Below are 20853 nucleotides of genomic sequence, written 5' to 3'. Positions count from 1 at the left end.
GGTTTCTTCATTCTTTGACACTCGCCGGCGTGGCTCTTGGAGTCGCCCTGACACATCGCGGTCAGTCGTTGGTCATCCAGCGACAGCGAATCCGCCCGAAGCGACGCGAGGACTACTCGTTTTCTCGTTCGAATGCGAGCCACGCGGTGATGTCGAGTGGTTGAGTTGGCGGTAGATTGATGGCTGATGGGATGATTTTTCGCGGTGCGGGATTGGGCTGCGGTGACTCGTTCAATTGTCTCCGCCTGAGTTTGGTGTAGGTGCGGCGCTCGGTTCGGGAGCGACGGGCGGCGCCGCAGAGGGAGCGGGAGTCGGCGGGGCCGTTGGGGACGGCGTCTGCTGTGTGAGGGGCCGTACTTGGGCAAAGGGTGGCACGGCCGGAGTAGCGGTGGAGAGGTCAGGCTCTCCACTGGGTTGCGAGTTATAGTCCACTGAGTCGACCGTGTTGAGGGGGAAAACGTTCCAACCGCTTCTCCCCGGTACGTCGGAGCTGGGGACCAAGATGACCTCCGTCCCGTCGGTGCCGTATGTGGTAACCCACGGTGTGGCGTTTGGATCGCCGACGGTCGTGAGTGGTTTTCCATCCTGGTCGAAGAGCTGCACGCCGGTGAGGGGTTGACCGTCTGAGTCATAGGTGAACACATTGGAGACCTGGTTACCGTCGAGTAGCAGGCCTGGTGGAACGTAGTCCTCCACGTATTGGTCGGCCGAACTGCTCCACGCTGTGGCGAGCACAAGAAGGAGTGGCAGCGCGATGATCGAGCAGACGCTGACCAGGGTCCTAAGCGGTGGCAGCCATGACCAGGGGAGCCATCGTCCCCGTCCCCATTGCACGCTGACGGTGACGAATAGCAGGAGCAGAACCCACTCAGTGCCGCTCGACGGCAGAGTACTGGCAATGCTGGTGTCGATAACTAGAGCCGAGATGACCTTGTAGACGGCCCAGCCCCGTAGCACCCACCAGAACGGTCGGAGTGAGATGAAGAAGTCCAGGGTGCGCGAGCCGATCACTGTCGATCGTGCCTTGCGGGCGAGGTTTGATCGCTGTGCGTTGGCCCAGGTGCGAAGTTTGTTGGCGGTCCAGGCGGATGCCAGCCGCGGCTTTCCCCGAACCGGTAGCCCGGCCGCGGCCCGCAACTCGTCGGCGTAGCCGACAGCATCGCCCGGGTCGAAACCTTGCGCATCGAGATCCTCGGCTTGCTCGGTCAGATCCGCTTCAAGTCCGTCCGTGAGTTCTTCGACATCTTCACTGGGAAGGTCGCTGAGCGCGGCGCGTACGGCAGCGGCAAAATCACGAATGGCCAGGGTGGGTGAGGTGGTCGTGCTCATGACTTGTCCCCAATCGTGCGGATGGTAGCGGTGGGCTGGTGCTGTTCTGTGAGGAGGAGTGACAGTGTGTTGGCGAACCGGGTCCAGCTGGCTCGCTGTTCGGCAAGCATGGTCCGTCCCTCAGTGTTGATTCCGTAGTACTTGCGGTGCGGGCCGCCATCGGAGGGCACAACATAGGTTGACAATGCACCCGCGGTATAGAGGCGTCGGAGGGTTCCATAAACCGAGGCGTCTCCCACCTCTTTGAGGCCGGCAGCGCGCAGGCGCCGCACAATGTCGTAGCCGTAGCCGTCTTCTTCCTGAATCACGGCGAGCACCGCGACGTCGAGCACTCCTTTGAGTAGCTGTGTGGTGTCCATGTATCTCCTCTGACGCATCACACACTACTACGCGGTACACGGTAGTGATTCCAGCGCCACGCCGGATGGTGGCACCGAACGGTCATTTTCCGAAGTCGCCTGCACAAATGTCCGTACTCGCCTGCACAATCGTCGCGGCGTTGCCCCTGGCCGAGTTCGAGCGGGCCCCTTTCTCTGAGCGCACCGTGGCCGGGCTCGCCGCGGCGCGAGCACGGGGGAGGACGGGTGGGCGTCCGTTCAAGATGACGCCGGCCAAGATTCGCCTGGCCATGGCCGCCATTGGTCAGAAGGAGACGAAGGTCCGTGAACTTTGCAAAGAGCTTGGGTTCACTCGGCAGACGCTGTACCGCCATGTCTCACCGACGGGGGAGCTACGGCCTGACGGTGCGAAGCTTCTCTCCAAGAAGTAGCGGCCAGTCCGAGGCCTAGGCCTTTCGTGACAGTACGGGATGTCTCGCAACTGACGGTGACTACCGTCATGCAGCCAGCAGGTTAAGCGACGTAGTTATGAGAATCACCGCACCACGAGATCCGGCGTTCTCGAAAGGCGCAGGAGATGGAGCGTGAGACGCCTCATATCCCTAGGGTTACGAGACAGAAAAGTCGATGCTCGGTGTCCGGGATGTTGGCGCGTTGTTGCCCCCGCAAAGGAGCGCGGGTTGCTTGCCACAGACTTGCGGTGGAATCAACCGGAAGTTGATTAGGCGAATGCTCAATCCGAGGGATTCTTCCTTCGTCGACGCTTGTCGAAGGCCACAATCGGTGGCTGCCAGAGTGAGCTAATGACGAGTGATTTGCAGGCTCGGGTTTGACCCAACCGTGATTTCTAGGGTCCCGCCGATAGGAAAAGTGGCTTGTGGTGAGCTGTGGCCGACGTCGACATTTGCCAGTACCGGCAAATCCTTCAGGACAGGCTGGCGAGAGATGATTTCCGTAAGAAGTTCTTGGGTCATGCCGGTGTCCGTTTGAAATCGGCCGATGACCAGGCCGAGCACGCCTACGGCATCAGGCAACTGCAGGATGGATGTGAGGTGTCTAGCGAAGTCCGCAGGGTCAGTCCCGGCAGTGTCTTCAAGTACGAGGATGGAGCTATTAAGCGATGGCATGTAGGGCGTGCCTTGAAGCCCGGCAATCGTCGTCATGTTGGTTCCAATGATCTGCCCCTCGGCGTGACCATCTTGGAGAGTCCACCATCCTTGGCTGGGCATCGTCACCCTGACATCTTGGTCCAGGAACCAAAGATCATCCGTCCACTCTGGGGACGGGAGAAGGTTCACTGGGGCATCATCGAAAAGCGTCTGCGTGAACCATGCGGCGGTGCGTTCGAAGTGGTCGCGCATGCCGAACGACGACCAATGCGGACCGGAATACGTCACCAGCCCTGTCCTAGCCAGGATCGCGTTCTGCAGTGCGGTGATGTTGGAGTAGCCACACAGAATCTTCGGGTTGGACGCGATCAAGTCCCAATCGAGGTAGGGCAACAGTTCGTTGCTGTTCGACCCGCCTATAACCGTCAAGATGGCTTTGACGTCGGGATCGGCGAATGCCGCATGCAGATCCGCAACGCGGGATGCAATGGATGATGAATCGAAGGCATCCCGTTCGTCCACGTGCTGGCCGAACGTCAGGACCAGACCCATTTCCTTGAACCGGCGCTCTATAAGCTCAGGGTCAAGGTGCTCCGTGGCAAATGCTTTGGAACGTGCAGGCGCAACAACTCGAATAATGTCACCTGAGCGGAGTTTAGGAGGAACTATTGTCACGAGCGTCCGATGTTCGAAGGGCCTGCTCAAGGCAGATTTGTTCTGAGCTGTTGGCCTTCCCAACCATGACACATTGATCAGGCAGGGTTCGTACGGAACGCCACCCGCAGCCCACGAACGGTGTCGCTCGTCGCGGGGTCCTGGCGCTCCAACGCTTTGGAGAGTGGTGCATGTTTCATAACCGATGCGTCTCGTAACCCATGGGATATAAGACACTGACACCTACTCCGGGGCGACGCGGGCGTATAGCTAAAGGCGCCAAATAGCGATCACAGAACGCCGCCACAGAGCGCTATGAGTCATATTTATTTGCACAACTCATCCACACCGACGTCGACCCATGCCGTCGTCCCGTATGGGAACCTCATACGGGCCGCCTAATGGGTATTACCCATTTCGGCTCCGGAGCGCGTGCGCGCGCCTCCGACGGCAAGGACAACCGCGCCGACAGATGCAATGGCGATCCAGATGAAGAAAAGGATCGTCGTGGTCCAGCTGGGACCCGCAGTCACAAAGCCTTGACCGTCTGCACGCTCCCAGTCACAGGCGCGCCCTAGAGGCCACGACGAGAAAGATCCATGCACCCGCACAGCTTTCGATGCGACCGAGAACGCGGCCACCGGCTTGGCCGCGCCGTTTCCGGTTAGCGACCTGGTCCGGTCGCTCCGGCCCCAACAGAATCACCAGCGGCCGCAGATTCGCATCGCACAAAGTGTGAATCTTGGTCGTTAAACCGCCTCGTGACCGACCAATTGCATGGTCAGCGGGCTCATTGAGCAGATTCGTGTAGTTCGAGAGTTCCCCCTGTAGTGCGCGGGAGGTTGGTGCCATGCTGATGGGCGCGGTTGTCCGTGGAGTCCACGGACACCTCCCACGCAATCAAGCCAGCCGCATCAGCCTGCGAAAGCAACCTGGTCATAATTGCGTCCCAAGTTCCAGCGCCACTGAAACGTCGGTGACGTTTCCAGACGGTCTGCCACGGACCGAAAGAATCGGGCAGATCCCGCCACGGGATACCCGCCCGATACCGATGAATGATGCCTTCGAGAATGCGGCGGTGGTCCTGGAACGGACGACCCAGACAATTCTTCGACGATGGCATCAACGGCTCGAGTCGAGCCCATTCACTGTCAGACAACACGGCAGCACGAGACATGCCTCAACTTGTCAGACAGAACCCTCGGCATTAGGAGACACGGACTGGACGGGATCGACCTCAGATGAGGGCACCATGTTGCGAATCAGAGTATCGGGTGGCCTTCCGCGGGCGAGGTGTCTCCGACTATGACGGTGGTGTCTTGGTTCTTCCCCGCGCGCTTGGACCGGTACATCGCCTCATCGGCTTGTTCGAGTATCAGGTCGGGAGGGATGTGATCCGGGACTCCGCCGAGGTACAGGATGGTGCCGATACTCCCGGTGACCCGTTTCTGGCTCGCGCGCCCGGTGAGCGGCTCGCGGAGGGCGGCATGCAGTCGTTCGACGACACGGTCCACCTCTTCGAGTTTCACGTCCTCGCAGAGGACCACGAACTCGTCCCCGCCGAGTCTCCCTACGAGGTCGCCGTGACGGACGACCGACGACAGTCTGGAGCCGATCTCACTAAGCACGCTGTCACCGGTGGCATGTCCCAGTTCATCGTTGATGAGTTTGAAACCGTCGAGATCGATGAGGAGAAGTGCTATCGAACGGCGGTTGAGTCGTGAGAGGTTCACCGCGTCGCTGAGGCGTCGTTGAATGAGGCGACGGGAGGCGAGGCCCGTGAGCTGGTCGATGAGCGTTAGTCGTTCAAGCTGCTGGTGTAGATGGATGCGTGTCAGCACCTGGGCGGACTGACGTGCGAGTGCTTCATACAGCCCGATGTCGTCCGCTTCGAAGCTTCTTGAACGTGCGAAGGAACTGATCAGGACACCGAGCGGAGTTGCTTCATCCGACAACGGCGCGGTCACGAGTGTCTCCACCTGGGCGCTTCGCATCACTTCGGCGAGCCCGGATGACTTAGCCAAGGGATCAGTGCGCGAAAAGATCATCGTGCGTTCGGTGCGGGCCAGTACCCTGGCTGGCCCGAAGCCGGTCAGATCGAGCAGTCCCAGCGCGGGATTTCCCGATGTTAGGTCCAGCCTCCCCTCAGCGTTCAGGAGGTACATCGAGACGTTAGACGCAGCGAACGCCTCACGGGTGATCTTCGTCAGCTCATTTGCCAGCGCGGTGTCGGTAGTGGCTTCGGTCAACACTCTCGATGCCTTCTGCAGCACCCTTATCCGAGTTTCCGATGCCTCCGCCTTGCGTTGGGAGGAGAGGAGCTCTCGCTCGTATTCCTGGCGTTCGCTGGCATCGAAGACGGCCATCCGGATGGTGACTGGTTCCCCACTTCCATCGGTGGTCACGGTGCTGTTGACCATCATCGGCAGCGCGGTGCCGTTCGCGCGCCGGAACGACACCGCCACCTCTTTCACTTCACCTCGCAGGTGGAGCACCGGGAGATATCGAGTCTCGAACATCAACTGGCTGCCTGGTCGGAGGAACGAGACGAACGACTGGCCGATGAGCTCTTCGCGCTGATACCCCGTCCACTTCAGCAGAGTCTTGTTGACTCGGATGATGATGCCGTCGACCGTTGTGGAGAGGTGTCCGCACGGCGCGTACTCATAGAGCTCCTCGAATAAGCTCTCGACCGCACGTTCGCCACCGTCAATCATTTCAGGTAGGCAAGAATGGCATCCGCTAGAGCGTCGGGTGCCGACAGGTTAGGGATGTGGCCGGTGGCCGTGAGAGTGACCAACGTACTGCCTGATATCTGTTGGTGAACGTAGTGCCCCACGGCGGCGGGAGCGACGATGTCGGCGGAGCATTCCAGGATCAGAGTCGGCGTAGTGACCAAGGGGAGGTCCTCCCGGTTGTCGGAAAGGAACGTGACACGAGCGAAATGGCGGGCGATCGTCGGGTCGGTGCTGCAGAAGTTCTCCGTCAGCTCATCCGATAGCCCCGGTCGGTCCGGGTTGCCCATCATCAGTGGTGCCATGACTGACGACCAGCCGAAATAGTTTGAATCCAGATCATCCAACATTGCATAGATGTCCTCGACCTCAAATCCTCCCTCATAGCCTGGCGCATTGATGTATCGAGGGGATGGGGTGATCAGGACGAGAGCGCCGAAGCGGGACGGGTCACGGTTCGCGGCGAGCACACCAATCATCGCGCTGACAGAGTGACCGACATACACCACGTCGGTCACGTCCAGCTCATCAAGGATCTCGAGCAGGTCGTCCGCGTACCCGAGCAACGAGTCGTATTTCCAGAAACTGTAGGCAGATGCGTCGGAACTGCCTGCCCCAACATGGTCGAACACGATGACCTTGTAGTCCGCGAGAAAGGCCGGGGTGACAAGTCGCCATGCGCTTTGATTGCACCCGAAGCCGTGTGCGAACACGATCGCACGGCCGTCCGGGTTACCACTCACCGCTACATTGTTGCGCCGCGAGACAACCGAGAGCTCTTCAATGACAACAGTCGTCTCCTCGGGTGAGGGCGGCCCAGCTTCCATGAGCATGCGCGTGGCCTTTACTGTTCGGTAACCCGGCTGACAGCGTGTGTCCCCGTGGCTTTGCGTTCCCGGCTCGCGCCGGGTTTGCCTGCATGATGAGCAAACGCCCACATGATAACCGAGACTATCAGGGGCCCAACCACACGGACCGCGTTCGCTCCTCCCAGTTCTCGTTGTTTTTGCCCTGCCCAATCCGCCGCAGACGCCCTGATTACGACCTCGGCCGGAATCGAGGGCCGCCCCCTGACCGACGACGACGAGGAGTGGTCCCTTAAACATCACCGGCGGAAACGATCTCCGCGGCGCATAGTCAAAAACGTGAAGTTGTGAGGTCCGCCGTAGAATCGCGCGGCGACTTCTTCGAGCCGGCGATGAATAGCGTGCGGACTGGACGAAAGTGTTCGACTTCTGCTGGTCAGCTCAGTAAAGATATCGTCCCCTTGGTGCAGCCTGGCGGTGCCGTCCCCGTCAGGGTTCGATTCCGGGAGGAAACCCAGGGTGCGGCTAACTCACCCCTTGGTGGACCGCATGTGCGTGGTGTTTCATAATTTCAGTGTGTCAAAACAGGCGAACTCTAGTGGTGTCTGCAACACCGGTTTGATTGGTTGGGTTCGAGATTAGCGTGGCGAGGACTTCTGTGGGTGTTCGGTAGCCGTGGCGTTTGCGGGGCCGGCGGTTGAGTTCCGCAGCGACGTTCTCGAGGATCCCGGGCCCGTGAAAGGACAGGTCTGTGCCTTTTGGAAAGTACTCGCGCAAGAGCCCGTTGGTGTTCTCGTTGCTGCCACGCTGCCAGGGCGAGTGCGGAGCGCAAAAGCAGATCGGCATCCCGGTCGCCATCGTGATTTCCTGGTGTCGAGACATCTCTGCTCCCTGATCCCAGGTGGTCGAACGGCGCAGCTGTTCCACGAGGGTATTCATTGCCACAATCATCGCGTCGGCCACGGTGCGAGCGGTGTGATCCCCGGGCAAATGCAGCAGCATCACGTATCCCGTAGTCCGTAGTCCGTTCGAGAAGGGTTCCGATCGCGGACTTCGACGAGGTCGAGCCGATGATCAGGTCGCCCTCCCAATGCCCGGGAACGGCGCGGTCCTCGATCTCCGGCGGGCGGTCGGAGATCATCACCATCTCCCGGAACCTCTGCGGCCCTGCACGTAGAGGGCCTGGTAGATCGTCTCGTGCGACACCTGCATCTCCGGATTCTCCGGATGCTTGACTTTCAGTCGGCCCGCGACCGGTTCCGGGCTGAACCGATCGGTGAGCATCGTGGCGACTTGTTCCCGTAACGCTAACCCGTCCAGCTTTCGGGCTCTTGGCCGCCGAGCCCGTGCCCAGGTCTGCTCCTGCGCGAGCGAAGGCACGTAGCGGCCGACGACCTGGTTTTTGGTTACTTCCCGGCTGATCGTTGACGGCGCCCGGCCCAGTGCCGCTGCGATGCGGCGCACCCAGTGACCCGGGTGAGTTGGAACCCGATCTCTTCTCGCTCTCGCAACGATAAAAGCCCGACACGGGCAACACTTAAATCCTGAATCGGTGATGGCAGCACCTTCTGATGCTCGCTTAACCACCGATACCCAGTCGGACGCGGATTTCCTTCAGATCCCCCCCAAACGTCAAACGGACACGCAAAGGCGACAACGGTCGAGCCATCGACAACACCCCACGGAACTCGGGGTGTTGCTCTCACCACCTGAACTCGCTACCCATGGGTTGAAAGACGGCCAAAATACCGAGACGATCTAATGAGTGGCCTCGCCTGTGGTTAGTGGACACGAGGTTATGCGGCTTTCGCGAAGTCCGCGGTCTGGTTCGAGTATTGCGGCTCGAAGTCGACGGGGCTGATCTGGCCTAGGGAGGTGTGCCGGCGGCGCAGGTTGTAGTGGTCCTCGATCCATGCGCCGACTTCCCGGGATGCTTTGTTTTTGCTGGGCCAGACGCCTCGGTGGTAGAACTCGGTCTTGAGCGTGGCGAAGAAACTTTCCGCCATCGCGTTGTCCCAGCAGACCCCGGTATAGCCCATAGACCGGGTGATGCGGTGCGCTTTCGCGAACGCGGTGATCTGCGCTGACGCGTATTGGGTGCCACGATCGGAGTAAAAGATGACCTGCTCGGGCCGCTCACCGCGGAGAGCCATCGCCATGAGCAGGGCGTCCTGGATGAGGTCGGTGCGCATGTGGTCGGCGATCGCCCAGCCGATAACGCGGCCCGCGTGCGCGTCGATGACGGTGGCCAAATACAGCCACCCCTCCCAAGTCCTCAAGTAGGTGATGCCGCCCACTCAAAAACCTGGTTCAGGGCCTCGGTATCCCACTGCCGTTTGACGGCGTCGACGGGGTAGGCGTCCTCGGCTTGGCTGACCGTGGTGGTGCGCCAGTATTTCGGGCTGATGCCCACCAGTCCAGGCGACGCATGAACGTAACCACGGTCTTGCGGGAGATGATCTCGCCATCGGCACGGAGGTCGGCGAGGAACTGCGGGGCCCATAAACCTCGTTTGAGTCGCTGTGGAACCGTGCAACCTTTTGCTCGATGTTCTCCTGCTGGACCGCCCTCCCAGACGGGCTGCGGCCCAGCCGGGCGTAGTAACCCGACCGGGACACGACGAGGAGGCATCCCATTCGGACGATGCTGAAGTTGGTCTTGCCACCAGCATCAGTGCGAACGCTTGGCGTTCGAATCCGAGGCTTCCTGGGCGAAGAAGAGGAAGGCTTTTTTAGGAACGCCCGGTCCAGTTTCAGGTCGCTGTTCTCGTTGCGCAGCCGCAGCAGTTCGACCTTCTCGGTCTCCGTGACCCCGCCCTCGCCAGCGACTTGGCTGGACTTGAACAGGTTCACCCAACGGCCCAGGGTGGCTTCGTTGACGCCCAGCTCACGGGAGACGGTTGCCACCGCGCGACCGGTGTTGATCACCAGTTTGTTGGCCTCGTCTTTGAACTCAGGAGTGAACTCCCGGAGTGATCTTGCCATCGTGAACATTCTCTCTAGTGAGGTGTCCACTCGCTGGGGTCAAGGCCATGGACACCTCACTAGAGAGCATGTGAAGGGCTAATGGGAGTCGGAGGCAGACAACAGCCGACATTCGTCAATTCCGGTCCAATTGAAGCACGACGACGATGTTCTCCACGGTGGGAGCATCCGGGTTGTAATCCACGGGCCTGTAGCAACTCGCGAGCACCAGAGGGTTAGGGATAGCGATAGTGACTTCGTCGCCTATTTTGCATTTCCCCGTGTTCAATTTGATGCTTATCTGCGCGACGTAGCTGTGTGTGCCGTTTGCAGGGCCGATGCTCGCGATGGCTTCGGGCTGTAGGTTTTTGAGGACATTGAACACTGCCGCGTCGACCCGGGAATGCCCATGAAATCGGCCGTGTTGGCCCTGTTTTCAGTGGGTGTTAGCACTCGGCTGTCCCAGCCAGCCCATCTGCAATGGTCGTGTCTCAGGAATCGTGGGGAGTTCGGGATGATCGAATTTGCCGTGGCCGCCGATCAACTTCTGGGCGAAGTTGTGAGCGGCTCCGTCGAGCCTGATCGATGGGGCTCTGAGGCGAACTTGTGCGGTTGCCCAGACCTCGACGTCAGTGCCGAGCGAGTTGAGAACAATCCATCCGAACGAAAGTACTCAGTGGAGTGCCACTGCCCCGCCGAGCAGCGCCTTCCTAATGACGGGTGTTCATCTAGTGCGTGGCGAACGCCACTGTCAACAACCCTGCTGGCGGGAGCACGCCGACCCCGAGGAAGACGGGAAAACCGGCATCCCTGGCGGCGTGAGTGAAGCCGTGGGTCTTGGAGTCGTGCAGTGCACTCTTCGCGAGCGGCTAGTTCGTCGCCGCAGCGAGGACTGAAGCTCTCTTCAGTGAAGTACCGAAACGAGTGGCGCCGGTGGCTGCAGGGCTAGACGCAACGTGGCTTACGGATTTCCTAAAGCCGGTTTGAGGCCACCACGGTGCTCGGTCCGAAGCCGGTCGGGGTTTCGGTGCTCGAGGATCCACCGCGGATCTTGAGGTCAGTTCGATTTGCTGGCCGCTTTGGTTGGTCCCTCTTGTCGGCTAACGAACCATTCGTCCAGCTGGGCTGCGGGGACTGGTCGAGATATGAAGAATCCTTGTGCGGCGTCGCAGCCGCAGACGGCCAGATCCGAGTAGGAAGCACTGTTTTCTACGCCTTCAGCGACCATGCGCAGGCCGAGGCTATGGGCAAGGTCGATGGTGGAAACGACCAATGCAGTCGCCCGGGGATCGCCGGCCATGGGTATGACAAATGATTTGTCGAGTTTAAGTTCGTCGATGGGGAGGTCACGCAGGTACGCCAAAGAGCTATAGCCGGTGCCGAAATCATCCACAGCGATCCGCACGCCCGAGGCCCGTAACCGTGTCAGTATTGCGTGGGCACGGTCCCGGTCGGCCATCAAGAAATCTTCGGTGATCTCCAATACGAGCACTGATGGCGATAGGCCTCGGGCGGCCACCATGGAGCTGATGCATTCGGGCAGGGCTGTGTCAATCAGTGAGCTGGCCGAGATGTTTACCGCTACTGTCAGGAATCGGCCCTGCGCATGCCAGATTGCGGTCTGGTCTAGGGCTTTCTCAAGAACGATTTGGGTCATGGCGTGCATGAGCCCGCCTTCCTCGACCAAGTGGAGGAAGGCGTCGGGTTGTAGCTGTCCTCTCGTGGGGTGGTTCCAGCGGACGAGTGCCTCTACTCCGCAAACGTCATCGGTCTGGAGATTAATTTTAGGTTGATAGTGCAGCACCAGTTGGTCCTCATGCAGCGCCAGACGCAATTCCTCCAGTGTGCGGAGTCGGGTTTCGCCGTGGCTGTCGTCATCGTTTCGATAGATGTGGTGTCCGCTGCGGGTTGTTTTCGCCTTGTACATGGCCATGTCTGCCTTGCGCATGAGTACGGTAAGACTGTCGCCCTGCTCGGGGTAGATTGCGATTCCAATACTGGCGCTTGCTTCTACTGTGATCCCCGCCAGGGTGAATGGCTGCGCCAACGCCGCACGCAGCTTCAGGGCCACAGCTTCCGCTTGGTCGGGGCCTGAGCTGTCGAGGTGGATCACGAACTCATCCCCGCCGACGCGCGCGAGTAGATCTGTCTGGCGGAGTTGTCCTGACAGTCGCGCGGCGACTTGGATCAAGAGGCGGTCACCTACGTCGTGTCCGAGGCTGTCGTTGACCTCCTTGAACTTGTCGAGATCGAGCAGCAGCAGTGCGCTCTTTCGGCGCAGATCGGTCGCGAGACGCACGGGAATACAAGCGGAGATGGCCCGCCGGTTTGGCAACCCAGTAAGATCATCGGTCCATGCTTGGCGATGGGCGTCAGCGATCCGGATCCGCTGCCGAAACACCAAGGGCAATGCTGCCAGAATCAGCGACAGGGCTGCCGTCACCACCGCGAGTGGAGAGATCCGCAGCTGGGTGGTACCCAGAATCAGAACGCCTAGGCTGGCGGCGGTCGCTATCGTTGGCACCGTCTGGACGGGAATTGACCAGACTGAGGGGTTCCTCTTCTTGTCGGAATTGGCCTCCCCATCGACCCATAAGGCGATCAGGGCGAGTCCGAGGGCCCAGCCCGCGTCCAGAGGAGTCCCCACCACGTACATGCCGTTCAACTCCAGTGACGCGTGAACGACATCGGTGGCAGCAAAGGCCACCAGCCCGAGCACAAGAAGGGCCCAGCCTCGACTAATTTTCTTGCCTTGAGATGCTCCGATCCCGACGAAGACGGACACCAGCAGCAGGTCGAAAAGGGGGTAGGCGACCGCGAATGCTGTGGCTGGGGAGGCGGGGATGTCGATGGCGGACTTTATAATTGGGTCGAGCAGTACCGCCAGCACGGCGGCCGCGCCCAGGGACCCTACGGCACTATCCAAAATCACGGGCCAGCCCAACCCCCGTATCTGACGCCTCGCCAGTGCGGCCAACGCCCCCAACATCAGGGGGTAGAAACCCAGGAACCCGATATCGGCCAGCGACGGATACGGCAACGTCACTCCTCCGGCCGTCGCGAGAACAAAGTACGTGTCCCCAACAGCGAAGGCAGTCACGGCGGCCGAAGCCAGTCGCACGTCCAAGCGTCGAAATTTAGTTCTCCGCGCTCCTGACCAGCACACTGCAACGGGAACCCATACGGTCAGAATCCCCAGCCAACCATCCACGAGCGGGCTGAAATCCAGGCCGGTTCTGATCAGCAAGCCGACCACATAGCTCACCAGGGTCACCCCCAGCACCCAAAGGGGCCACACACTCGATCGACCGGTCACGCTAGGCAAAACGTCAGCATGCTCCGTGCGTGTGTTCGCTAGCATCAGGTCCCATCTCTTTGGACCAACCTAGCGGCATCGATCCCCCACAGACGGAACCGAATCGGTAGCCGGCATTGCACACTGACAACGAGGCATCTCAGGGTGGGGTATCCATGTCGGCGTGCCGCAGATACTCATCAAAATCGCTGACGCAGCCGGTCCGGCGTGGGGTCCGTGGTGTCCGCTGCGGTCGCGGCAGCCCGGTGCCCCCTACGTGTCAGGGTGAGTTGAGGCCAGACCACAAGGAGCCCCGACCAAAAGACTCGTCGGCCCCGCCTACTGCCGGCATCACGTCTCCTCTGGTCGTTGACTCGACGTCAGCGTGCCAGCCCCCCGAATCTCGGCCCCCACTCCTGAACGGAAGTAGTGGATTTTCGAAGGCGCTTAGTCCTCGGAGGCAGCACAAGAGTGCGTCCCGATAGCGGTTCCTCTAGCGGGGAACATCACGACAGTGGGCACTTGACTATCGTCTCGTATCCTGCGTGTGTCGAAACCCATGGGATACAAGACGCTGAAGCTCGCTCGGGATCGCCGAGGGCCTCAGATTCGATGCGCCAAATAGCGATCACAGAACGCCGCCACAAAGCACAAACAGTCACATTGGACGATTTGATCGTCTTTTGCAGCACGCAGAATAGATGACTGGTTGTGTGACAATTTTTGAGTGCGTTGAGATGACGATCACGTTGTCACGTAATCGGACGTTTAAATGACAGGGGTCGAGCATGCTCGTCGGATGCATGCGCGTGTCAAAAGCTGATGGTTCGCAGAGCACTGATCTACAACGAGTCGCACTCCTGGCTGCCGGCGTCGCTGCAGGGGATCTCTACGAGGACATGGCATCCGGCAAGAAGGACGACCGGCCACACCTGGCGGCTTGCCTGAAGGCGCTGCGTCATGGTGACACGCTCCTGGTTTGGAAGCTGGACCGGCTCGGTCGAGACCTGCGGCATCTGGTCAATACGGTGCATGACCTCACCGACCGTGGCATCGGCCTCAAGGTGCTCACCGGAGAGGGCGCAACGATCGACACCACGACGGCACCTGGGAAGCTCGTCTTCGGAATCTTTGCTGCTCTCTCCGAGTTCGAGCGGGCGCTCATCTCTGAGCGCACAATCGCCGGGCTTGCCGCAGCTCGAGCACGGGGGAGGACGGGCGGGCGGCCGTTCAAGATGACGCCGGCCAAGGTCCGCCTGGCCATGGCCGCGATGGGGCAGAAGGAAACGAAGGTTGGCGACCTCTGCAAGGAGCTCGGGATCACCCGGCAGACGTTGTACCGCCATGTCTCACCTGCGGGGGAGCTGCGGTCGGACGGTGCGAAGCTCCTCTCGAAGAAGTAGTGGCCCACCTGGTCACTGTCAGAAGGGAATCCTCAATGGGGCGAGGCGAGGCGTAGCGCGCACCACGTCGCCGCGGACCATGGTGTCGTTCAGCGTGTGGGCATCCTAACGTGCCGTCAAGACGCATCCTACGAACTCATTGAACGTCTACCCACTGCGCCAGACGCAAACAACTGCACCAAGGCAACAGCGAGGGTCACTGCCGTTTCTGCTTCCAACTGAGTCGGATGCCGGTAGCCGTTTCCGCCGTGACGGGATTCTTGCCCGGTCCACAGCGCCTCGGCCATCACGACCAGCGCCCCTGCTTCGTTACCCGGCAGCTCAACAGTCCAGTCCTGCTGTGCTTTCATGTCGCGGATCATCGTGCCGAGAGTGGCCCTCACGTTCTTTGGACTGACGATGTTCGCCGCTACTTCCTCAACAGCCTTGATCGCTTTCTCGTATGACTCCTCAGGGTCGGGACTGCGGCCGTAAGCGGCCGCCCACGCCTCGCCGAGAAGACTCCCTGCTGAACCCTCGCGCAGGGTCGCTTCAACAGCGATTTGTATGCTTTCGGGCATGCGTCGAATGAGTCCGCTCTGACCGTTACGCCTACCGACTGTCCAGACCGAGCCCGCGGCTTCCAAGAGTTGTTCGAGATTGTTGGCAATGCTGCGATTGTTTTGATGAATGACCCAATCAGCGAGGTCTAAAAGTTCGTCATCACCGAGCCTAAGAAAGAAACCGGGCCAAGTTGACTGGTCGAGACGGTCGATGTATGAAGGTTGACGGCGTGCGACGAGGTCGTACCGCATGAGTGTTTGCGTCTGAAAGAACCAAGACCCAGTCGATGATGACGAACGGGCAAGGTGCGGTTTTAGGAACTCCAAGAGCGCGGGTTTCATATAACTAGGCACGCCTTCGACAAGAACTTCTCTCATGGAAGGGTCCATGCCCCGAGGTACCCAACGCGACATTTGAGCTCCAAATCTTCTCTCTCTCCCCGATCCTAGGCTGACGTGCAGTAGCCGAATGTCGACATCAGATGAGGGACCTTATTGGCACAGAGCCAAGGTCCGTGGTGGCGTGAACGGCCTGTGCAGGCGAAGGCGGAATTTGTGCTGCCGAGTGTGGAAATCGACACGAAACGGCCAGGGAGCTTCTGCTGAAGGGACCGTCCCGTTGCTCCGCCCGGGAGAATTCGCAGTCAGGCGCGTCTAAAGGAACGCCCGTCCTGTGAATAGCGTCGGGAACTTCACGCTCTCCGTCTCCACATCTGGATGACGTTGTCCGCAGCCTCTGCCTCGACCGCAACCCGCTTCTGTTCCAGCTCCGCGGCCTGACGCGCCCAGACCTTCCCTGCCACGTCGAGCAGGTCCCACATCTGCTCGCCGGTCACTGAAACCCCGCGGGCGCCGGTGCGCCGGGTGCGGCCGCGGATGAGGGCGTAGTGGGTGCGGAACACGGGCGCCCCGATCGTTGCTTGGGCGTCGTGGAAGAACACCACGTTGGATACTGGCCCGCTGCCGTCGTCGAGAGAGAGGAAGACCACGCGCTTGCCGCTACGCATCGGGGGAGTGTGGGTGGCACGTCGGACCCCGGCGACGAGTACTTCGGTTCCGCCGGGCAGGTTCGCAAGCTCCGAGGCAGGTGTGACTCCGAGTTCTTTGAAGAGGGGGTAGAAACGGGTCATTTGGTGCTGGCTGACGGCGAGGCCGAGGTCTCGGAGTTCCACGTCTGTTTGGGTGCGGCCGCGGAGGTCGAGGGCGGTGACTGCCCGGTAGAAGTCGGGCAGCGGCAGATCAATGTCGAAGGCGAGCTGGTCGGGGCCGACGGGGAGGGCGCGGCCGCCGAGGCCTTGGATGTGGGCGAGGAGGTCGCCGCGGCGGGCCCGGTCGTAGCCGATGAACGAGTCGAGGGCGCCGACCCGGGCCAGGGCTTCGAATGTGCGTCGGCGCGGCCGCACCCGATCGCGGAAGTCCTGCAACGAGGAGAACGGTTGATGCCCGGCGATCCGCTGCCGCTCCACCGCGCTGGATCCGGCGAGTTCGGGCAGGGCAAGGCGGATGGCGAGCTGCCCGTCGCCCAGCTGCTCGACCCGGTAGTCCAGCGCGGACTTCTGGACGTCGAGGCCGAGGACGGGGACGCCGAGGTTGCGGGCTTCGGCAACGATGAGGTCCTTGGGCCACATGCCGGGGTCGTGGGTGAGGAGCCCGGCGAAGAACGTGGCCGGGTGGTGCGTTTTCAGCCAGGCGCTCTCGTACGTGGTTCGGGCGAATGCCGCGCCGTGTGCTTTGGCGAACCCGAAACTGCCGAACCCGGACAGCACCTTCCACGCCCGGTCCACGACCGGCGCCGGGAACCCGCGGGTAGCCGCCTGCTGCCGAACGTACGCTTCAATCTCGGCAAGGTCGCCAGATTTCCCGAGGTGCCGACGGAACACATCGGCCTTACCCATGCCGCAGCCGGTCAACTCGTCGAAGAGGCGCATCACCTGCTCGTGAAAGACGACGACACCGTTGGTTTCGGCCAAGAAGGGCTTGAACCGTGGGTGCATGTGGTCGGGTGCGACTTCCCCGTGCCGCGCCTTCAGATACTGGAGGGGCATGTTCGCTTGCATGGGGCCGGGTCGGAACAGGCTGATCTCCACGGTCAGGTCGTTGAACACTGCCGGTTGGAGCTTCCCGATCAGTTCCATCTGTCCGGGGGACTCGAGTTGGAAGACGCCGAGGGTGCGGGTGGTGCGGAGCATTTCGTAGGTAGGTTCGTCGTCGAGGGGAACCCGGTCCAAGTCGATGGTCTCGCCGGTAAGGCGCCGGTGCTCCTCGATCGCAAAGGCCATTGCCGATTGCATTCGGACGCCGAGGATGTCGAGCTTGATCAGGCCCATCGGGTCCATATCGTGCTTGTCGAACTGGGACATCGGCAGTCCCATCCCCGAGCGTTGCACCGGGGTCCGGTCGAGGAGGGACGTGTCGGAGAGGATGACGCCGCACGGGTGCACGCTGATGTGGCGGGGGAGCCGGTCGAGCTTCGCCGTCAGGTCCACCAACTGGTCCAGCTGCTGCGACTCGCGCACCTGCTGGGCAAGGTCCGCGAGCTCGGGTTTCTCCTCGAGGGCCCGGCGGAAGTCGCGGGCGTTGAACCGCCACATCTGCTTCGCGATCGCCGCGACCTGGTCCTCCGGCATGCCGAGGGCGAGCCCGGCGTCCCGGACGGCGCCCCGCCCCCGGTACGCGTTGGTCATCGACATCAGTGACACCCGGTCGGCGCCGAAGACCTGGAACACTTCCCGGTAGATGTCATGACGCCTGGCGGATTCGACGTCGATATCAATGTCGGGGAGGGTCTGGCGTTCGGGGGAGAGGAACCGCTCCCAAATGAGCCCGTTCTCAATCGGTTCGACCGACGAGGTGCGGAGCGCGTAGTTGAGGACGGAGCCGACACCGGACCCCCGCGCTTGCACCCGGACTCCCATGCCCCGGATCAGGTCCGCGACCCGGGCGACGGTCAAGAAATAAGCGGCGAACCCGAGGTGCTCGACCGTCTCCATCTCATGTGCGAGCTCCTCGTGTGCGGCGCGGGCGAGGGTGGTGCCGGCGTAGCGGTCGTCGATGCCGTGGCGGGCCCGTCGCCAGAGCTCAGCCACCGGGTCACCGACCACGCCGATGATCGAGGCTTCCGGCATCCGTGGTGTGCTGAGTCCGATGTCCGCGGCCGGGTCCAGGGCGCACCGGTCCGCCAACTCCTGGGTGGTTCGGAGCAGTTGGTCGAGGGCGCCGGGGTTCCGGGCGCCGGCGTCGATGACCATGCGGGCGACCTGGCGCATGTGTGGTGCGTCTTTCAGCCAGGCTTGCCCGTTCGCCTGCGGCTCCTCGAGCTGGGCGAGCGGGGTGAGGAGTCGGGTCGCGTCGGCGAGGTCCGCGGTCGTCGCGTCAGTTGGCTCGCCGTAGCGGACGGCGTTGGAGAGGATGGCGGGGGTCCCGGTGTCCTCGGCGAGCCCGAGCATCCGGGTGGCCGCGGCCACCGACCCGCGTTGCCCGTTCGGCGCCAGGTGGCAGACGACTTCGAGGGTGACCGAGCCGATCGGCATGACGCGGAGCCACGCGCGCAACCCGGCGACCGCCTCGGTGCTGTCCCGGCGTTCCACCGCGAGCCCCACATCCGAGAGCGGCCCGAGGAGCACGGTGAGGGTGCGTCCCTCCGCCCAGGTAGCGAGCCGGCGGCGGTCGATGCTCGGCACCCGGCCTGCCTCGTGCGCGGAACTCACGGCCCGACAGAGCGCGGCATAGCCGCGGCCATCCGCGCCGTGGGCAAGCAGGGTCACCCGACCGAGCGGCCGGTGCTCATCGTCGTGGACGGCCAGGTCCGCGCCCAGGCCCGGCCGGATCCCGGCGGCCGCGCACGCCCGCACGTGCTTGACCGCCCCGTACAGCCCGTCCCGGTCGGTGAGGGCGAGGAAGTCAGCACCGGCGGCGGCCGCCTGGTCAACGAGGACCTCGGGCATGGTCACGCCGTAGTGCGGCGAGTACGCGGAGGCAACGTGGAGGTGCGGGAAGCTCTGTCGCATCTGTACCTCCAACCCCTGCTATCGAACGTTTATTCGATATGGGGAGTGTAGGTCGGGGCTCTGACACTGACAAGGTCTTCCCACGACAGGCGGAGGTCATAGACACATCATCTACGTCGCCTGAGCCGATACCGAAGAGGTTGAGGACATCGGCAGACACCGGCGCGGTGACGACACGGACTCTGCCTGCCGGCGTCGCCGGTTCGGCTCCTCGGACGCTGGTCAAGCCAAATAACGAGGAGTCCTGGTGCCCGACTGCGTAGGTCGGCGCGCGTGAACTTTGTTGCTTTTCGTCTGGGGGATTGTTCACTGCGCGCTGCCGGCGTCAAGCCGTCGTCACAGTTTCAGCAAAAACTTCTTCCCCCGCTGCGCTCCGCCATAACTTTTGGCCTGCAACCGTTCCTTGGGGCTTGACCCCGACAGCACTCCATGAGGGCGGAAAAACCGCCGAAAGGCAAAAAAATTTGGAGGAGAGAAAATGCTTGAACAGATCCAGGCCCCCACACACGAGGTCACTCCCGCTGACGTCGAGCGGAAGATATTCCACCTCACCAGCTCGATCCGCAGGCGCGAACGCCTCCTGACCTGGGACGGATACGCCACACCCCACACTCCCGAGCGCCCCGCAGTCGTCGCCGCGCGCACCGCCGACCAGCTCGCCCGGATTGACGAACTCCGGACCCTGCTAGCCCACTGGGAAGCCATCCAGGCCGACCAGGCCACCACCACCACACCGAGCAACTGAGGAGATACGAACATGACGGACTACATCAGCACCAAAGACACCGCCAAGTTGGTTCGGGTGGCGTTGAAGAACGCGTTTCCCGGCGTGAAGTTCAGCGTCCGGATGAGCACCGGCACCGCGTCCGCATGGATGAACGTGTCATGGAGCGACGGCCCCACCGACCGCGAGGTGAACGCGGTAACCAGCCAGTACGAGGGCCGCAAGTTCAACGGCATGACCGACGGCTACGACGATCAAGGGTCTGCGCTCGTCGCGTTCGACGGCGAGGACATGCCCCGGGTCGTGCGGTATTCCTGCGACGGGATCAACACCCACCGCGACTACACGGCCGCTGGATACCGGGTCGCGCAGCACCTCATCAGCACCGACAGCGACCACAAAGACCTCGTCGTATTCACCCCCGAGGGCGAACCCATCAACGATGCCGCCGTGCCCCACGGGATCTACGTCGCGGGGCACTTCCACGATTACATCTACAGCCCCGTGCACATCGCCCAGGTCATCTTGCACCGCGTCAACCTCTGCACCGTCACCGTGCCCACCCGATAGACCAGGCGAACCAGCAATGAACACAACCACCATAGACACCGCCGCAGCCGCCCGATTCGTCGACGTGTTCGCGGCCGCAGACTTCGCGGGCGACGTGGGCCCGCGGATGAGCTGCACAGAAGTGGACGCTCTCGCCGGGATGCTCCGCGCCGTCGGCGCCGACACCGCCGCCGACACCTGGGTCGCGGCCCACGCCGAAGAAGACCAAGAAGGAGACACCACCACCAAGCCTGATCGCCCAAACGCCCCCCTTGACGACGATCAAGGGGGGGCGTTTGCACACCCCAGCAACTCACCAACCGGAGCAATCGCCCACGACGGTTGCGGCCTTTTATGGACAGAGCGCGGGAGTCGGTTGAAGCGGCGCCGTCCCGGAAC

At 61.9% G+C, this 20853-nt stretch carries 15 protein-coding genes, 2 pseudogenes and 1 riboswitch; of the genes and pseudogenes, 4 read left to right on the top strand and 13 right to left on the bottom strand.

Annotation, left to right across the window (positions count from 1 at the left end):
• Positions 1-231: 231 nt before the first annotated feature.
• Positions 232-1329, bottom strand: a complete 1098-nt coding sequence (locus E3N94_RS17435) for a hypothetical protein (protein ID WP_134569792.1) — start codon at positions 1327-1329, stop codon at positions 232-234.
• Positions 1326-1688, bottom strand: coding sequence for a PadR family transcriptional regulator (locus E3N94_RS03325; RefSeq protein ID WP_134425494.1), 363 nt, complete (start codon positions 1686-1688; stop codon positions 1326-1328). The genes E3N94_RS17435 and E3N94_RS03325 overlap by 4 nt, the downstream gene beginning before the upstream one ends.
• A gap of 128 nt (positions 1689-1816) precedes the next feature.
• Between E3N94_RS03325 and E3N94_RS03320 the strand changes: the two are divergent.
• Positions 1817-2098, top strand: a pseudogene (locus E3N94_RS03320) (helix-turn-helix domain-containing protein); the annotation flags it as partial.
• A gap of 369 nt (positions 2099-2467) precedes the next feature.
• On the opposite strand, the gene E3N94_RS03315 reads toward E3N94_RS03320, so the two are convergent.
• From E3N94_RS03315 to E3N94_RS03280, 9 genes and pseudogenes are all read right to left on the bottom strand, one after another.
• Positions 2468-3451 carry a S66 peptidase family protein gene (locus E3N94_RS03315; RefSeq protein ID WP_241987049.1) on the bottom strand — a complete coding sequence of 328 codons (984 nt, stop codon included), beginning with the start codon at positions 3449-3451 and terminating at the stop codon, positions 2468-2470.
• A gap of 666 nt (positions 3452-4117) precedes the next feature.
• Positions 4118-4607, bottom strand: a pseudogene (locus tag E3N94_RS03310) (IS5 family transposase); the annotation flags it as partial.
• A gap of 85 nt (positions 4608-4692) precedes the next feature.
• Positions 4693-6147 (bottom strand): diguanylate cyclase, encoded by a 1455-nt coding sequence (locus E3N94_RS03305; RefSeq protein ID WP_134569791.1) that lies wholly within the window; start codon positions 6145-6147, stop codon positions 4693-4695.
• Positions 6144-6998, bottom strand: a complete 855-nt coding sequence (locus E3N94_RS03300; RefSeq protein ID WP_347232683.1) for an alpha/beta hydrolase — start codon at positions 6996-6998, stop codon at positions 6144-6146. The genes E3N94_RS03305 and E3N94_RS03300 overlap by 4 nt, the downstream gene beginning before the upstream one ends.
• Before the next feature lie 17 nt (positions 6999-7015).
• Positions 7016-7091, bottom strand: a riboswitch (cyclic di-GMP riboswitch).
• A 459-nt stretch (positions 7092-7550) separates the two neighbouring features.
• Positions 7551-7973: an IS30 family transposase gene (locus tag E3N94_RS16715; RefSeq protein ID WP_174776115.1), complete on the bottom strand. Its 423-nt coding sequence runs from the start codon at positions 7971-7973 to the stop codon at positions 7551-7553.
• Positions 7974-8111: 138 nt separating this feature from the next.
• Entirely contained in the window at positions 8112-8435 is a 324-nt protein-coding gene (locus E3N94_RS16710) for a helix-turn-helix domain-containing protein (RefSeq protein WP_174776114.1), read from the bottom strand.
• A 332-nt stretch (positions 8436-8767) separates the two neighbouring features.
• Positions 8768-9268 carry an IS3 family transposase gene (locus E3N94_RS03290; RefSeq protein WP_134569790.1) on the bottom strand — a complete coding sequence of 167 codons (501 nt, stop codon included), beginning with the start codon at positions 9266-9268 and terminating at the stop codon, positions 8768-8770.
• The gene (locus E3N94_RS17035) at positions 9247-9384 is read right to left on the bottom strand and encodes a hypothetical protein (RefSeq protein ID WP_241987048.1); all 138 of its coding nucleotides are present in this window, start codon (positions 9382-9384) and stop codon (positions 9247-9249) included. Before E3N94_RS17035 ends, E3N94_RS03290 begins: the two co-directional genes overlap by 22 nt.
• Positions 9385-10991: 1607 nt before the next feature.
• Positions 10992-13208 (bottom strand): EAL domain-containing protein, encoded by a 2217-nt coding sequence (locus tag E3N94_RS03280; protein ID WP_166790051.1) that lies wholly within the window; start codon positions 13206-13208, stop codon positions 10992-10994.
• A gap of 809 nt (positions 13209-14017) precedes the next feature.
• Here E3N94_RS03280 and E3N94_RS03275 point away from each other — a divergent pair.
• Positions 14018-14632 carry a recombinase family protein gene (locus tag E3N94_RS03275; protein ID WP_134569787.1) on the top strand — a complete coding sequence of 205 codons (615 nt, stop codon included), beginning with the start codon at positions 14018-14020 and terminating at the stop codon, positions 14630-14632.
• Positions 14633-14760: 128 nt separating this feature from the next.
• Here E3N94_RS03275 and E3N94_RS03270 read toward each other — a convergent pair whose 3' ends face one another.
• Positions 14761-15552, bottom strand: a complete 792-nt coding sequence (locus E3N94_RS03270) for a hypothetical protein (RefSeq protein WP_134569786.1) — start codon at positions 15550-15552, stop codon at positions 14761-14763.
• A gap of 314 nt (positions 15553-15866) precedes the next feature.
• Positions 15867-19181 (bottom strand): DNA polymerase III subunit alpha, encoded by a 3315-nt coding sequence (gene dnaE / locus E3N94_RS03265; RefSeq protein WP_134569785.1) that lies wholly within the window; start codon positions 19179-19181, stop codon positions 15867-15869.
• 478 nt (positions 19182-19659) lie between these two features.
• On the opposite strand from dnaE, the gene E3N94_RS03260 reads away from it, so the two are divergent.
• Positions 19660-19926 carry a hypothetical protein gene (locus tag E3N94_RS03260; RefSeq protein WP_134569784.1) on the top strand — a complete coding sequence of 89 codons (267 nt, stop codon included), beginning with the start codon at positions 19660-19662 and terminating at the stop codon, positions 19924-19926.
• 12 nt (positions 19927-19938) lie between these two features.
• Entirely contained in the window at positions 19939-20475 is a 537-nt protein-coding gene (locus tag E3N94_RS03255; RefSeq protein WP_134569783.1) for an LPD29 domain-containing protein, read from the top strand.
• The last annotated feature ends 378 nt before the right edge of the window (positions 20476-20853 follow it).

The organism is Cryobacterium sp. Sr3, from assembly GCF_004402835.1.
Classification (GTDB): domain Bacteria; phylum Actinomycetota; class Actinomycetes; order Actinomycetales; family Microbacteriaceae; genus Cryobacterium; species Cryobacterium sandaracinum.
The sequence above is the reverse complement of the archived record's forward strand: the minus strand, read 5'-3'. Positions and strand labels throughout refer to the sequence as shown.